General features: G+C 72.9%; 16 protein-coding genes. 12 read left to right on the forward strand and 4 right to left on the reverse strand.

The genetic code is table 11. From position 1 onward, the window contains the following. Nucleotides 1-171 precede the first annotated feature (171 nt). The gene (locus RWK90_RS15110) at nt 172-1,578 is read right to left on the reverse strand and encodes an NAD(P)H-quinone dehydrogenase (protein WP_314038445.1); all 1,407 of its coding nucleotides are present in this window, start codon (nt 1,576-1,578) and stop codon (nt 172-174) included. A 150-nt stretch (nt 1,579-1,728) separates the two neighbouring features. On the opposite strand from RWK90_RS15110, the gene RWK90_RS15115 reads away from it, so the two are divergent. The 3 genes from RWK90_RS15115 to RWK90_RS15125 are packed head-to-tail and all read left to right on the forward strand — an operon-like array spanning nt 1,729 to nt 4,655. Beyond that, the gene (locus RWK90_RS15115) at nt 1,729-2,262 is read left to right on the forward strand and encodes a gamma-glutamylcyclotransferase family protein (RefSeq protein WP_314038446.1); all 534 of its coding nucleotides are present in this window, start codon (nt 1,729-1,731) and stop codon (nt 2,260-2,262) included. 7 nt (nt 2,263-2,269) lie between these two features. After that, nucleotides 2,270-3,100, forward strand: coding sequence for a purine-nucleoside phosphorylase (locus RWK90_RS15120; RefSeq protein WP_314038447.1), 831 nt, complete (start codon nt 2,270-2,272; stop codon nt 3,098-3,100). A gap of 55 nt (nt 3,101-3,155) precedes the next feature. Beyond that, nucleotides 3,156-4,655, forward strand: a complete 1,500-nt coding sequence (locus RWK90_RS15125; RefSeq protein WP_314038448.1) for a phospho-sugar mutase — start codon at nt 3,156-3,158, stop codon at nt 4,653-4,655. A 7-nt stretch (nt 4,656-4,662) separates the two neighbouring features. Here RWK90_RS15125 and upp read toward each other — a convergent pair whose 3' ends face one another. Beyond that, nucleotides 4,663-5,286: a uracil phosphoribosyltransferase gene (gene upp / locus RWK90_RS15130; protein WP_314038449.1), complete on the reverse strand. Its 624-nt coding sequence runs from the start codon at nt 5,284-5,286 to the stop codon at nt 4,663-4,665. Between the two features lie 112 nt (nt 5,287-5,398). Here upp and RWK90_RS15135 point away from each other — a divergent pair, with 112 nt between their 5' ends. The 5 genes from RWK90_RS15135 to RWK90_RS15155 are packed head-to-tail and all read left to right on the forward strand — an operon-like array spanning nt 5,399 to nt 8,901. Then, nucleotides 5,399-5,803 (forward strand): type VII secretion target, encoded by a 405-nt coding sequence (locus RWK90_RS15135; RefSeq protein WP_314038450.1) that lies wholly within the window; start codon nt 5,399-5,401, stop codon nt 5,801-5,803. A gap of 4 nt (nt 5,804-5,807) precedes the next feature. After that, on the forward strand, nt 5,808-6,992 hold the full coding sequence (locus tag RWK90_RS15140) for a C40 family peptidase (protein WP_314038451.1): 1,185 nt from the start codon (nt 5,808-5,810) through the stop codon (nt 6,990-6,992). Between the two features lie 5 nt (nt 6,993-6,997). After that, the gene (locus RWK90_RS15145; protein WP_314038452.1) at nt 6,998-7,279 is read left to right on the forward strand and encodes a hypothetical protein; all 282 of its coding nucleotides are present in this window, start codon (nt 6,998-7,000) and stop codon (nt 7,277-7,279) included. After that, nucleotides 7,276-7,656 carry a YbaB/EbfC family nucleoid-associated protein gene (locus RWK90_RS15150; protein ID WP_314038453.1) on the forward strand — a complete coding sequence of 127 codons (381 nt, stop codon included), beginning with the start codon at nt 7,276-7,278 and terminating at the stop codon, nt 7,654-7,656. Before RWK90_RS15145 ends, RWK90_RS15150 begins: the two co-directional genes overlap by 4 nt. 24 nt (nt 7,657-7,680) lie before the next feature. Next, the gene (locus tag RWK90_RS15155; RefSeq protein ID WP_314038454.1) at nt 7,681-8,901 is read left to right on the forward strand and encodes a primosomal protein; all 1,221 of its coding nucleotides are present in this window, start codon (nt 7,681-7,683) and stop codon (nt 8,899-8,901) included. Nucleotides 8,902-8,960: 59 nt separating this feature from the next. Here the strand turns inward: RWK90_RS15155 and RWK90_RS15160 are convergent, their stop codons facing one another. Together RWK90_RS15160 and RWK90_RS15165 are read right to left on the reverse strand one after the other, a co-directional pair. After that, complete coding sequence (locus tag RWK90_RS15160) at nt 8,961-10,265, reverse strand: thymidine phosphorylase (protein ID WP_314038455.1); 1,305 nt, start codon at nt 10,263-10,265, stop codon at nt 8,961-8,963. Beyond that, on the reverse strand, nt 10,262-10,750 hold the full coding sequence (locus RWK90_RS15165; RefSeq protein WP_314038456.1) for a cytidine deaminase: 489 nt from the start codon (nt 10,748-10,750) through the stop codon (nt 10,262-10,264). The genes RWK90_RS15160 and RWK90_RS15165 overlap by 4 nt, the downstream gene beginning before the upstream one ends. Nucleotides 10,751-10,940: 190 nt before the next feature. Here RWK90_RS15165 and sdhC point away from each other — a divergent pair, with 190 nt between their 5' ends. From sdhC to RWK90_RS15185, 4 genes are read left to right on the forward strand one after another with little or no spacing between them, the layout of a single operon-like run. Continuing rightward, the gene (gene sdhC / locus RWK90_RS15170) at nt 10,941-11,348 is read left to right on the forward strand and encodes a succinate dehydrogenase, cytochrome b556 subunit (protein WP_314038457.1); all 408 of its coding nucleotides are present in this window, start codon (nt 10,941-10,943) and stop codon (nt 11,346-11,348) included. A gap of 14 nt (nt 11,349-11,362) precedes the next feature. After that, on the forward strand, nt 11,363-11,794 hold the full coding sequence (locus tag RWK90_RS15175; protein ID WP_314038458.1) for a succinate dehydrogenase hydrophobic membrane anchor subunit: 432 nt from the start codon (nt 11,363-11,365) through the stop codon (nt 11,792-11,794). Nucleotides 11,795-11,843: 49 nt separating this feature from the next. After that, entirely contained in the window at nt 11,844-13,613 is a 1,770-nt protein-coding gene (sdhA, locus tag RWK90_RS15180) for a succinate dehydrogenase flavoprotein subunit (protein ID WP_314038459.1), read from the forward strand. Beyond that, entirely contained in the window at nt 13,613-14,398 is a 786-nt protein-coding gene (locus tag RWK90_RS15185) for a succinate dehydrogenase iron-sulfur subunit (protein WP_314038460.1), read from the forward strand. Before sdhA ends, RWK90_RS15185 begins: the two co-directional genes overlap by 1 nt. Nucleotides 14,399-14,711 lie beyond the last annotated feature (313 nt).

Here is a 14,711-nt window from a genome sequence, read left to right on the forward strand (position 1 = left end):
AAGTCAGGCGACTCGCGCTGGCCATCTGCCCGCCGCGGCCACCAGGCCGGTCAACTGCCCGCCGGGGCCGAGGCTGGTCGATGGGGCGCCGGGCGAGCAGGCGCGGGGCCGCCGGGGCTGGTCGAGCCGGGCGAGCGGGCGCCACCGCCGGGGCTGGTCGCGCGTGAGCGCTCAGTCCAGGTCGTCGTGGCGCATGAGCTGGCGGGCCGCCTCGGTGATCGTGCCCGTCATGGACGGGTACACCGAGAACGAGCCCGCGAGGTCACCCACCGTGAGCTGGTTCCGCACCGCCACCGAGACCGGCAGGATCAGCTCGGAGGCCGTGGGCGCCACGACCACACCGCCGATCACCACGCCGGACGCCGGGCGGCAGAAGAGCTTGACGAAACCGCGGCGCAGGCTGCGCATCTTGGCGCGCGGGTTGCCGGCCAGCGGCATCACCTCGACGCGGGCCGGGACCTCGCCGCTCTCGATCTGCGCGTGCGAGATGCCGACCGTGGCGATCTCCGGGCGGGTGAACACGGCCGAGGCGACGGTCCGCAGCTTGATGGGGTTCACGCCCTCACCGAGCGCGTGGTACATCGCGATGCGCCCCTGCATGGCGGCCACCGAGGCCAGCGGGAACAGATCCGTGCAGTCGCCACCGGCGTAGATGCCCGGCGCGGTGGTGCGCGAGACGCGGTCGACCTTGATGTGGCCACTGGGCTGCAGCTCGACGCCGGCGTTCTCCAGGCCCAGGCCCTCGGTGTTGGGTACCGAACCCACGCAGATGAGGGCGTGCGAGCCCTTCACCGTGCGGCCGTCGCCGAGGCGCACGATGATGCCGTCCTCGAAATGCTCGACCGCGTCGGCACGCGCGTGCTTGACCAGCGACACGCCACGCTCGCTCAACGCCTCCTCCAGCACCAGGGCGGCGTCGGCGTCCTCGTGCGGCAGCACGCGGTCGCGGCTGGAGACCATGGTGACCTTGACGCCCATCTCGGTGAACGCCGAGACGAACTCAGCGCCCGTGACACCGGAACCGATGACGACCAGGTGGGTGGGCAGCTCGGTGAGGTCGTAGAGCTGACGCCAGTTGAGGATCCGCTCACCGTCGGGCTCGGCGCCCCGCAGCACCCGCGGGCTGGAGCCGGTGGCCATGAGCACCACGTCGGCGTCGAAGATCTTCTCCTGGCCGTTCTCGAAGGTCACGGCCACCCGGTGCGAGGCCATACCCGGCTGCGAATCGTGCAGGCGGGCCCACCCGGACAGCAGCCGCACGCCCTCGCGCTGCAGCTGCGCGCGGATGTCCGCCGACTGGGCACGAGCCAGCGACTTGACCCGCCCGTTGACCTGCCCCAGCTTGTACGCGGTGGGATCGAAGTGCGCCTGGACACCCATCTCCTCGGCGCGACGCATATCCGTCCGCACGCCCGTGGTGGCGATGAACGTCTTGGACGGCACACAGTCGCTGAGCACACAGTTGCCCCCGATGCCGTCCGAGTCGACGATCGTGACGTCCGCACCGTACTGGGCGGCGACCAGCGCCGCCTCGTAGCCGGCGGGTCCGCCGCCGATGATGATGATGCGTTGCGTCACATGTCCTCCACGGCTCACAGGGGTAAGGGCCGGGCGCCCCGGCCCGCTGTGGCGGACCGCGTCACGTCCGTCGTACACGGTAGTCGACCGGCCCGGTCGGGGCCGAGGACGTCGGGCCCGACACCGCCCCCAGGGACTAGGGTTGTGGCCGTGCCTCTCTATGCCGCGTACGGGACCAACATGCATCCCGATCAGATGAACACCCGCGCGCCGCACTCCCCCTTCGCCGGGACCGGGTGGGTGGACGGTTGGCGCCTGACCTTCGCCGGGGACGACCCCACCTGGGAGGGCGCCGTCGCCACGGTCGTGCCGGACCAGGGGTCGAGGGTGTTCGTGGTGCTCTACGACGTCCCCGAGGAGGACGTGCGCGCCCTGGACCGCTGGGAGGGCACCGACGAGATGCCCGCCCGCAAGATCCGGGTCCGCGTGACCCGCCGGCCCACCGTGCCCGACGGGCCCCCGGTGGACGCCCAGGAGTCCGAGTTCGCCGTGGACACCACCCCCACCGGCACCGACGACACCGTGCTGGCCTGGCTGTACGTCATGGACGCCTTCGAGGGCGGCCTGCCGTCGGCCCGGTACCTCGGCCTGCTCGCCGACGCGGCCGAGTGCGCGGGGGCCCCCGACCAGTACGTCCACGAGTTGCGGACCCGCGAATCGCGCAACGTCGGCCCGGGCGCCTGACCCGCCCATGGCCCCCCTGCTCTCCCCCACCCCCGACGCCCGCGACGCCGCCGCCCGGATCGCCGAGGCCAGCGGCCGCGACCACCACGACATCGCCCTCGTGCTGGGCTCGGGTTGGTCCGAGGTCGTCACCGGGCTCGCCGACCCGGGCACGGCGGTGACCCTGGCGGCCGCGGACCTGCCGGGTTTCGTCACCCCCACCGCCGCCGGCCACCGCGGGACCGTGACCAGCTGCCTGGTCGACGGTGTGCCGCTGCTGTCCGTCGCCGGCCGCACCCACCTCTACGAGGGGACGGCCCCCGACCCGGTCGTGCACCCCGCCCACGTCGCGGCCGCCACCGGGGCACGCGCCCTGGTGCTCACCAACGCCGCCGGCGGTCTGCGCGACGACATGGCCGTCGGGGACCTCGTGCTCCTCCGCGACCACCTCAACCTCACCGGGCGCTCACCCCTGACCGGGCCCCTGTTCGTGGACCTGGTGGACGCCTACTCCCCGCGCCTGCGCGCCGCGGCCGCCGACGCGGTCGCCGCCGCCGACGCGCGCCCCGCCGAGGGCGTCTACGCCGCCATGCCCGGCCCCCAGTACGAGACCCCCGCCGAGATCCACATGCTGCGCACCCTCGGCGCCGACCTCGTGGGCATGTCGACGGTGCCCGAGACCATCGCCGCCCGCGCCCTGGGGCTGGACGTGGTGGCCGTGTCCCTGGTGACCAACCTCGCCGCCGGCGTCACCGGCCAGCCGCTCGACCACGCCGAGGTCCTGGCCGCCGGCGCCGCCGGGTCCGCCCGCCTCACCGGGGCCCTGCGCACACTCGTGCCCGCCGTCGCCCGGTCCTGACCACCGCGCCCGGAGGCCCGGACGCCACCCACGAGAACAGCACGGGAGCACCGACGTGACCCTGACCTTCGGCACCGCCGGCGTCCGCGCGCCCCTCGGCCCCGGGCCCGACGAGATGAACGACCGGACCGTCGCCCTCGTCGCCACCGCCGTCGCCCGCCACCTGCGGGAACGTGAACCATCCCGGTCGCTGGTCATCGTGGGCGGGGACGCCCGGCACGGATCGGCCCGATTCGTCGACGTCGCGGCTGCGGTGCTGGCGGCGCACGACCTTGTCGTCGTCGTCCCCGGAGCCCCCGTGCCCACCCCGGTCATCGCCGCGGCGGTCCGCGCCCGCGACGCCGCCGCCGGGCTCATGGTCACCGCCTCCCACAACCCGGCGGGCGACAACGGCATCAAGGTCTACGGCCGCGGCGGCGCGCAGATCGTCCCGCCCACCGACACCGACATCGAGCGACACCTGCGCGCCGCGGCGCGCGACGGGGTCGACGCGTCCACGGCGGCCGGCGGCGAGGTGACGGTGGACCCCCGACTCGTCGACGACTACGTGGCCTCCGTCGTCGCGGCCCTGCCCCGGCCCGCCCGGCCGCCCCGCGTGGCCCTGACCCCCGTCCACGGGGTCGGCGGCGATCTCTGCGTCCGCGTCCTGGCCGGGATCGGCGTGACCGAGGTGACGATGGTCGCCGACCAGGCCGCCCCCGACCCCGACTTCCCCACCGTCGCCTCGCCGAACCCGGAGAAACCCGGGACCACCGCGCGCCTGCGGCACCTCGCGGCGCGGATCGACGCCGACGTGGCGATCGCCCTGGACCCCGACGCCGACCGCTGCGCCGTGGGCTGTGCGGACGCCGACGGGCGGTGGCGCATGCTCGACGGCGACGAGACCGGCGCGGTACTGGCCGAGCACCTGCTGCGCGACCCCCTCCCCGGCGCGCGCGGCGGCACGGGAGCGGAGGCCCCGCTCGTGGCGTCGACGATCGTGTCCTCGCGGCTGCCGTCCCTGCTCGTCCCCGCGCGCGGCGGTCGCCACGTGGAGACCCTCACCGGGTTCAAGTGGCTCGTCCGCGCCGGCGCCCCACTGCGCTACGCCTACGAGGAGGCCATCGGGCACTGTGTGCTGCCGGACGTCGTGGCCGACAAGGACGGGATCGCCGCGGCCGCCGCGTGGTGCGCGATGGTCGGCTCCGGCGGCGCCCCCGTCCCCGCGCGGCTCGACGCGCTCGCCGAGGAGTTCGGGGCGCACGTCCGCCGCAACGTCCCCCTGCCCCTGGCCGGCGGCACGGACCCGGCGGCCCTGCTGGACCGGGCGGCCTCGCTGCTCGCGCCGGTCGGAGAGGTCCGCGCGCTCGACGGCACCGCGGGCGTGCGCGTGGACGTCGACGGCGCCCGCGCGATCATCCGGCCGTCCGGCACCGAGCCCCTGCTCAAGACCTACACGGAGGCGTGGACCGGGCCCCGGCCCTCACCGGCCGACCGGCACGACGCCGACACCCGGCTCAGCGCGCTGGGCGAGGCGGTCGCCGACGCCGTCGCCCGGGCCGCGACCGACCCGTAGGGCGCGGTCAGCGAGGGCCGAAGAGGCGGTCGCCCGCGTCGCCCAGGCCGGGGACGATGAAGGCGTTCTCGTCCAGCCGCTCGTCGATCGTCGCGGTGACCAGCGTCGCCGCCAGGCCCGACTCGCGGACGGCCTCGATCCCCTCCGGCGCGCACAGGACGCACACCACGGTCAGGCCGGTCGCGCCGCGAGCCGTGAGCGTCTCCAGCGTCGAGACCAGGGACCCGCCGGTGGCGAGCATCGGGTCGAGCACCACGACGTGGCGTCCGGCGAGATCCTCGGGCAGCGAGCACAGGTACGACACCGGCTCGTGGCTCTCCTCGTCGCGGGCCAGGCCGATGAACCCGACCTGCGCCCCGGGCAGCAGCCGTGTGGCCGGGTCCAGCAGCCCCAGGCCCGCACGCAGGACCGGCACGATCAGCGGCACCCCGTCCACGGCCACGCCCGTCGTCTCGACGATGGGGGTGGTCACCGGGACCTGCGTCGTCGGGATCGAGCGGAACGCCTCGTAACAGAGCATGGTCCCGAGCGCGTCCATCGCGGCCCTGAACCCGGCCGTGTCGGTGGCGGAGTCACGAAGGGTCCGGAGTCGGTCCCCGACGAGCGGGTGGTCCACGACGATGATGTCCATGCCCGTCAGGATTCCACACCGGACAAATCGCGGATCGGGTGGAACCGGATCGCCTCCCCTGCGCGTCGAACCCTGTGACGGGACAGAAGTGAGGGATGAAGGGGGCGATGTCATGACGGACGGGGCGATCGACGTCGATGTCGACGGTCTGCGGGAGCTGGGCGCGGGTCTGACGACCCTCGCCGACACGCTGGGCGGCGCGCTGGAGGCGGTGGACGCGGTGCCGATCGACGCGGTCGCTCCCGTTGTGGGGCCGGTCGGCGCCGACTTCATGTCCGCACTGCTCGCCGCCACCTCGCGGCATCGCGAGGTCCTGGCCGGCCTCGTCCGGGTGACCGACGCCGCCGGCGAACTGGTGCTCTCCACCGGTCGACTGTTCGAGGGGGCCGACGCCGCGGGGGCGGACGCGATCGGCGCCGCGGGCTCCGGTGTGGCGGACGCGATCGGCGCCGCGGGCTCCGGCGGTGTGGCGGCGGCCCGGTCCGCGGGGCCCGACATGACCGAGAGGCGGGTGTGATCCGGTGATCGCCGACGCGTTGGCCTACGTGGGCCCCATCAGGCAGATCCTCGACCTGCTCTCGGCCGAGGAGTTCGTCCCCGACGAGGCCCGCGACCTCATGCGCCCGGTCAGCGACGGGCTGGAGGTGGCCCAGCAGATGGGCCCGCCCCTCGAGCGGCTGCTGTCGGAGTCGTGGAACTCGCTCGCCTCGCTCGGTGCTGCCCACTCGATCGCCGAGGTGGGGCGGACCATGGGCGCGCTGGGCGAGTCCGCCGCCGACATCGCCCGGGTCACGGCGGTCGCGGCGGACATCGTGGTCCGCGGCACCGTCGAGGTGATCGGCATCGTCCAGCAGTTCCTCGCGCGCGCCGCCGCCCTCGGGCCGGCGCTGGTGACCCCGGCCGGCCAGGCCGCCCTGCTCGGCCTGGCCGTGGAGCACCTCGGCCGCGGCATCCAGGTGGCCGAGCGGGTACAGAACGAACTCCGGGTGCCGACGGCCGAGATGCGGGCGATCGCCGCCGGGATCCCGCCGGCCCCGCGCATGCCCGGCGGCCTCACCGCCGACAGCAGTACCGGAGGGGCTGTCAGCGCCACGCCCATCGCGTACACGGGCGCCGGGCCGGCTGCGGGCGGCGCGGGCGGCGCGGGCGGCGCGGGCGGTGCCGGCGCGGTCGCCGCGTCGTACGGCGGGGGCGCCAGTGCCGGCGCGGTCGCCGCGTCGTACGGCGGGGGCGGTGACGCGGTCAGCGCGTCGTACGACGGCGGGTCGTCGGTGGCGTTCGGCGACGCGGGCTCCGGCGTGATCGGCGGCGGGACCGAGGTCACGCTCCCCGACGGCTCCGTGGTCACCGCGCCCAACGAGCACGCGGCCGGGGCGGTGCGCAACGCGCTCAGCCAGCAGGGCGTGCCGTACGTGTGGGGCGGCACCACCCCGGGCCAGGGCCTCGACTGCAGCGGTCTCACGCAGTGGGCCTATCGGGACGCCGGGGTGGAGATCCCCCGACTCGCCCAGGAGCAGGGGGTCGGCGTCCAGGTGTCGGCGCAGGACCTCATGCCCGGAGACCTGCTCGTGTGGGACGGCCACGTCGCCATGTACATCGGCAACGGCCAGATCGTGGAGGCCGGGGACCCCGTGGCGGTATCGGGCCTGCGCACCGACAATATGGGCATGTCCTTCCACGGTTTCTACCGCCCGACCGGCGGATGACCCGGATGCCCCGCGAGACCTGCCGTCGCACCGACCCCGGGACCGGAGTGGTCGCGGAGGTCGGCACCGACGGCGTGCCGGTGGGCCTCGCGCTGCCGACCGACCTTCTCGACCGCCCGTCCGCGGAGGTCGCGCGGGCGGTCCTGCGCGCCCTCACCGCCGCCGCGGGCGACGCGCGGGAACTGCTCGAACGCCTCGCCGACGAGGACGGGGACGGCACGGTCGGCGAGGACGCCGCGGGGGATCGGGAGTGGGACGACGACGAGGTGAGGGAGGGAGTCCGGTGAGCGCCGGCGGGCTGGACGTGGAGGCGTTCCTCGACCGGCTCCGCGGCATCGCGGCCGAATGGGAGTCCGCGCACGATCAGCTGGAGACGCTGCGTGTGGTCGCCACCAGCGGGGACCGGCTCGCCACCGCCACCGCGGACTCCGGGGGCGCCGTCGTGGACCTCGTCCTCGCGCCCGGCCTTCGCCGACACGGTTCGGACACCGTCTCGGCGTCGATCCTCGAGGCCACCGCGGGAGCCGTCGAGCAGGCCAACGCGCGCCGCGCGGAACTCGTCTCGGGCTCGGTGGCACTGGCGGTGAGCGGCCGCCGACGCGCCGCCGAGGAGGCGTCCCGCGCGCACCCTGACGCCACCGCGGCGGGCCGTGGCACCGGCTGACCGGGCGTGGATATGCTGACCAGCATGGCCAAGGACATCGTCCCGATCGAGCTCGGTCTCCCGGAGGGAGACGTCACGACCCTCTGGGCACCCAGTTGGCGGGAGGACAACGACGACTGGGAGGCGTTCCTCGGACTGGGCGAGGACCTCTACGCGTTCGACTCGACGGCCGAACTCCTGGCCCTGGTGCGCAGCGGCGCCGAACACGACCTGCAGGACCACCCGTCGTGGGACCGGTTCGAGAAGTCCGACGTCCTGGACTTCCGCGCCGCGGACGAGAACTGCTACGACCTGGTGGGCGTCCTCGAACTGCTCGGCGAGAACCCCACCGAGGCGTCGGTCGACGAGATCGACCAGTCCTTCGCGATCGCCCGCTCGATCGGCGAGGTGTGCGAGCTCGAGACCGTCACCAAGTTCTTCAACGGCAACCCGGTGCTGGCCTCCGTCACGCACGGGATGGACGAGTTCTACGGCCGCGACGGGCTCAAGCTGTGGAAGTCCATCCGTAAGACCGTCGCCAAGGGCTGGGACGACGTCCTCGACGCCATCCAGGACGTGATCGCCACGCCCGCGCTCGACCGTGACGAGGTCGAGCGGGCCCGCCGCGACCTCGAGACCGCCGAGGCCGCGCTGCCCGAGCCGGAACCCGAGCCCGAGCCCGCACCCACCGGCTACCCCGAGGGCTCGCTGTGGGAGAGCGTCGGCATCGACCCCATCAAGATCGTGTTCGCCGACCAGGAATTCCTCAGCCTGCGCTGCTACCTCGGTGACCGGCCGGTGTTCCTCGGCGACGGCGACCAGGTGTACGTGTTCACCAGCGCCCGGGGCCTGGGCCGCTTCCTCGCGGACAACGACGACGCCACGCTCAGCCGGGTCGCGACCTACGAGCGGGTCAAGATCGCCGCCACCGACGGCAGTCTGGACGTCCACGTCACCGACGACAACGCCTACGTGCTCGCGGGGCTCGACCGCGACATCGAGGTGGGCCCCGACATGGTCGACGCCGACCAGCTCGGCCTGGCCGTGGAGCTGGTCACCGATCTCGCCAACTACGTGGGCGACGCCGATCTCGAGGCGTCGGTCACGGGCCGCGGTTCGTCGCTCCGCCGCTTCCTGCACTACGTGCTCAACCCGGACGACACGAAGCTGCTCGAGCCCACCGCGCCGTTCGACGACGAGGCGACCGAATGGCGCGACCTCGTCGACGACGTCGAGAAGCTCGTCACCACGCCCGACCTCGCCTGACCGCGGCGCCGGGGCGGGGCGGCGCGGGGACGACGCGTGGGCGGCGCGGGGGCGGCCGCTCAGTCCGCGAGCCGCTCGAGCACGGCGCCCGCCGGGCCACGGCCCGTGACCGCCGGGCCGACCTCCAGCGCCGCCGCCAGCGTGGCGACCGCGCCGGGCAGTCGCCGCTCGTCGCCGGCGTGGACGGTGGCCACCACGTCTCCGGCGCGGACCTGCTCCCCCTCGACGCAACGGAGCAGTACTCCGGCCGCCGGATCGACCGCCTCGCCGGGGCGGGTGCGCCCCGCCCCGGACAGCCAGGACGCGCGACCCACCCCGAGCGCGTCCCACCGGAGCCGGCCCGACGCCGGGGCCCGCAGCTCCTCGACGTGGGCGGCGCGCGGCAGCGGGGCGGCCGGATCGCCGCCCTGCGCGGTGATCATCGCGCGGTACGCGTCCATCGCCCGGCCGTCCGACAGCCGGGCCCGCGGAACCGCGTCGACGATCCCGACGGCGGCCAGCGCCTCGCGCGCCAGCTCGCAGGTCAGGTCGATCATGTCCCCGGGGCCGCCGCCGGCGAGGATCTCCAGACACTCGGCCACCTCGAGGGCGTTGCCCACGGCGCGGCCGAGCGGGGTGTGGTTCGCGGTGATCAGCGCCCTCGTCCGCACTCCCGCCGCGGTCCCGATCCCCACCATCACCCGCGCCAGCTCGCGGGCGTCCGCCGGGTCCGGCAGGAACGCCCCCGACCCGTACTTGACGTCGAGCACCAGCGCGCTCGTGCCCTCGGCGATCTTCTTGCTCATGATCGACGCCGCGATCATGGGGATCGACGCCACGGTCCCGGTGACGTCGCGCAGGGCGTAGAGCGCGCGGTCGGCGGGCGCGAGGTCCGCTCCGGCGGCGCAGATCACGGCCCCCGTGCGGCCCAGGGTCTCCCGCATGGCGGCGGTGTCGAGGTCGGCCCGCCACCCGGGGATCGACTCGAGCTTGTCGAGGGTGCCGCCGGTGTGGCCGAGGCCGCGGCCGGACAGCTGCGGCACGGCGACGTCGAAGGTGGCGAGCAGCGGCGTGAGCACGAGGGTGATCGCGTCGCCGACCCCGCCGGTGGAGTGTTTGTCGACGGTCGGCACCACCGTGTCGCCGCGGGTCACGGTGGCCAGGTCCAGCCGGGACCCCGAGCGCACCATGGCGGAGGTCCAGCGGGAGATCTCGCGCTCTGTCATGCCGCGGAAGTAGATCGCCATCGCCAACGCGGACATCTGCTCCGGCGCCACGACCCCGCGGGTGAACCCGTCGACGACCCAGTCGATCTCGTCGTCGTCGAGCTCCCTCCCGTCCCTCTTGGCCTCGATGATCCGCACGGCGTCCACCCCCGCGCTCACGCCAGGTCCCCCGGGCCGAAGGCGTCGGGCAGGAGGTCGCCGAGCGGCACCGCGCCGCGCGCGGTGTGGACGACCAGGTCGGGGCCGCCGTGTTCGTGGAGGAGTTGTCGGCAGCGCCCGCACGGGGCGAGGGGGTCTCCCGTGTGGGTGACGACGACGAGCTCGAGCAGTCGCCCGCCCCCGGTTCGGTGGAGGTCGGAGACGAGCGAGCACTCGGCGCAGAGGGTCAGTCCGTAGGAGGCGTTCTCCACGTTGCACCCGACGACGACCCGGACCCGCCCGTCCGGGTGGCCGGCGGGTGCGCTGACCTCCTGCTCCGGGGTCCCGCTGCCGGCCCGCCGACCGTCCGGGGGCCCGGCCAGGGCGGCGGCCCCCACCCCCAGCCCGGAGTAGGGCCGGTAGGCACCCCGGGCGGCCGCCAGTGCCGCCTCGGTGAGGGTGTCGACAAGTGCGCGGCGTTGTGCTGCGGTTTCGTCATCCGTCACGTCGATCTACCCTTCGGTAACTTCGTTTAGGGTCCCCTAACTGGGAGAACCCGCCCGGACCACGGTACCCACCCTGGTTTTCGTCAGGCAGATCTCAGGTCTAAAGTCCTAGTAGGCGCCCGCTGTGCTCTCGGGCCGGAACGCGCGCCGATGGCATCAGGCCCAGACGATTCGGAGGCACGACAAGCCCATGAGTACTGCGCAGGCGCCGGCGCGTCCGGCCCCCTCAAAGAAGCTCAACCTCTACAAGGGTGACCCGGGGATGTGGTCATGGGTCGCCCACCGGATCTCCGGCGTCGCGATCTTCTTCTTCCTCTTCGTGCACGTCCTCGACACCGCGCTCGTGACGGTGAGCCCGGAGAGCTACAACGCGGTCATCGACACGTACAAGACGCCGATCGTCGGGCTGATGGAGATCGGCCTCGTGGCGCTCGTGCTGTTCCACGCGCTCAACGGCCTGCGCATCGTCCTGGTGGACTTCTGGTCGAAGGGCGCGAAGTACCAGCGCCAGATGCTGTGGACGATCCTCGCGATCTGGGTCGTGGTCTTCGCCGCCGCGACGGCCCGCCTCCTCTTCCTCCTCTTCGAGCACCTCTAAGGAGAACGATCACCATGGCAGACGCACCTGTTCTCCAGACGTCCTACGACCGGCCCGCCTCGCTGGCACAGCCCCGCTCGCCCCGCGTGCGCTCGCGGTTCAACTTCGAGCGCAGCGCGTGGATCTTCATGCGCTTCTCCGGTGTGGCGCTGGTCTTCCTCACGCTCGGCCACCTCACGGTCGGCCTCATGATCGACGAGGGTGTCCACCGCATCGACTGGGCCTACGTGGCCGATCGCTGGCAGAGCCCGTTCTGGGCCATCTGGGACATCCTCATGCTCTGGCTGGCGATGCTCCACGGTGCCAACGGTGTCCGCACCGTGATCGCCGACTACTCGCGCAAGGACTCGACCCGGTTCTGGCTCAACTCGATCCTCCTCGCCGCGACCGTCCTCACCCTGGTCCTGGGCACCTACGCCATCTTCGGCCTCGCCTACGACATCTGATCGCCGGCTGCGGACTCCCCATTCTTCGAAAGCGAGCACTGAGTAACCCATGACCGATCGTCAGGTCCACCAGCACCAGTACGACGTAGTGATCGTCGGGGCCGGCGGCGCAGGTATGCGCGCGGCCATCGAGGCGGGCCCGCGCACCCGTACCGCGGTCCTCACCAAGCTCTACCCCACCCGCTCCCACACCGGTGCCGCCCAGGGCGGCATGTGCGCCGCCCTCGCGAACGTCGAGGAGGACAACTGGGAGTGGCACACCTTCGACACGGTCAAGGGCGGCGACTACCTCGTCGACCAGGACGCCGCGGAGATCATGGCCAAGGAGGCCATCACCGCCGTCATCGACCTGGAGAACATGGGCCTGCCGTTCAACCGCACGCCCGAGGGCAAGATCGACCAGCGCCGCTTCGGTGGCCACACCCGTGACCACGGCAAGGCGCCCGTGCGCCGGGCCTGCTACGCGGCCGACCGCACCGGTCACATGATCCTGCAGACGCTCTACCAGAACTGCGTCAAGCACAAGGTCGAGTTCTTCAACGAGTTCTACGTCCTCGACCTGTGCCTCACGGAGACCCCGCAGGGCCCCGTCGCCACCGGCTGCGTCGCCTACGAGCTGGCGTCCGGCGACCTGCACGTCTTCCACTCCAAGGCCACCGTCTTCGCGACGGGCGGCTCGGGCCGCATGTACAAGACCACCTCCAACGCCCACACCCTCACCGGTGACGGCATGGCCGTGGTCTTCCGCAAGGGCCTGCCCCTGGAGGACATGGAGTTCCACCAATTCCACCCGACCGGCCTCGCCGGCCTGGGCATCCTCATCTCCGAGGCCGTCCGCGGTGAGGGCGGCATCCTGCGCAACGCCGACGGCGAGCGGTTCATGGAGCGCTACGCCCCCACCATCAAGGACCTCGCGCCCCGCGACATCGTGGCCCGCTCGATGGTCCTCGAGGTCCGCGAGGGTCGCGGCGCCGGCCCGGACAAGGACTACGTCTACATCGACGTGACCCACCTCGGTGAGGACGTCCTCGAGGAGAAGCTCCCCGACATCACCGAGTTCTCCCGCACCTACCTCGGTGTGGACCCGGTGACCGAGCTCGTGCCCGTGTTCCCGACGTGCCACTACGTCATGGGCGGCATCCCGACCAACGTCAAGGGCGAGGTGCTGCGCAACAACGACGACGTGGTCCCCGGCCTGTACGCCGCCGGCGAGTGCGCCTGCGTGTCGGTCCACGGCTCCAACCGCCTGGGCACCAACTCGCTGCTGGACATCAACGTCTTCGGCCGCCGCGCCGGCATCGCCGCCGCGGAGTACGCTGCAACCCATGACTTCGTCGAGCTCCCCGGGGAGCCGGAGAAGATGGTCAGCGAGTGGATGGAGCGCATGCTCGCCCCGCACGGCACCGAGAACGCGGCCGACATCCGCAGCGAGATGCAGGCGATGATGGACGACAAGGCGTCGGTGTTCCGCAACGAGCAGTCCCTCACCGAGGCCCGCGACGAGCTGCGGGCCCTGAAGAAGCGCTACGCCGACGTCACCGTGAGCGACAAGGGCAAGCGCTTCAACACCGAGCTCCTGGAGGCCGTCGAGCTCGGCTTCCTCCTCGAGCTCGCGGAGGTCACCGTCGTGGGTGCCCTCAACCGCAAGGAGTCCCGCGGCGGCCATTCCCGCGAGGACTTCCCCGAGCGCGACGACGCCGAGTACATGAAGCACACGATGGCCTACAAGGAGGACGGTCTCGACCTCCTCTCGGAGATCCGGCTGGACTGGAAGCCGGTTGTGCAGACCCGCTACGAGCCGATGGAGCGTAAGTACTGATGACCACCGCAGTCGACACCACCAGAGCCACGGACGGCAAGGATCCCGAGCGTCCGGTGCCGCCGGGCTCGACCATGGTCACGCTGAAGATCGCCCGGTTCAACCCGGAGGATCCGGACTCGGCGGGCTGGAAGGAGTACGAGGTCCCGGCCCTGCCGTCGGACCGTCTGCTCAACCTGCTGATGTACGTCAAGAACTACATCGACGGGTCGCTGGCCTTCCGCCGGTCGTGCGCGCACGGCATCTGCGGCTCCGACGCCATGCTCATCAACGGCGTCAACCGCCTGGCGTGCAAGGTCCTCATGAAGGACATGCTCCCCAAGGACGGCAAGTCCATCACCATCACGGTCGCCCCGCTGCGCGGGCTGCCGGTGGAGAAGGATCTGTACGTCGACATGGAGCCGTTCTTCAAGTCGTACCGCGACGTCATGCCGTACCTCATCACGTCCGGCAACCAGCCGACCGCCGAGCGCATCCAGTCGCAGACCGACCGCGCCCGCTTCGACGACACCACCAAGTGCATCCTCTGCGCCTGCTGCACGACCTCCTGCCCGGTGTTCTGGGCCGACGGGTCGTACTTCGGGCCGGCGGCGATCGTCAACGCGCACCGGTTCATCTTCGACTCCCGTGACGAGGGCGCCGCCGAGCGTCTGGAGATCCTCAACGACGCCGAGGGCGTGTGGCGCTGCCGCACCACCTTCAACTGCACCGACGCGTGCCCCCGCGGCATCCAGGTCACGCAGGCGATCCAGGAGGTCAAGCGCGCGCTGCTGTTCGCCCGCTGACCATCTCCACGCGGGGCGTCCCAGACGCCGCCGGGTGCCGGGGCCGCATCCTCCACGTCGGAGGGTGCGGCCCCACCGCTTTTCCGGTTGGCCCGCCCGCGGCTGAACCGCCCGCGGCTGGCCCTGCCTCCCGCGCCGCTGCGCAGCTGCCCCCGCCCGCGGCTGGCCCTGCCTCCCACGCCGCTGCCCCCGCCCGCGGCTGGCCCTGCCTCCCACAGCCGCCTCTGGCGATGGCGTCCGGCGCGTACCGCTGCGCGCGCGAGACGCCATGGCGAGAGGCGGCTGTCGCACGCTCGCGAGCGAGACGCCATCC

Source organism: Dietzia sp. CH92 (genome assembly GCF_032248695.1).
Taxonomy (GTDB): Bacteria; Actinomycetota; Actinomycetes; order Mycobacteriales; family Mycobacteriaceae; genus Dietzia.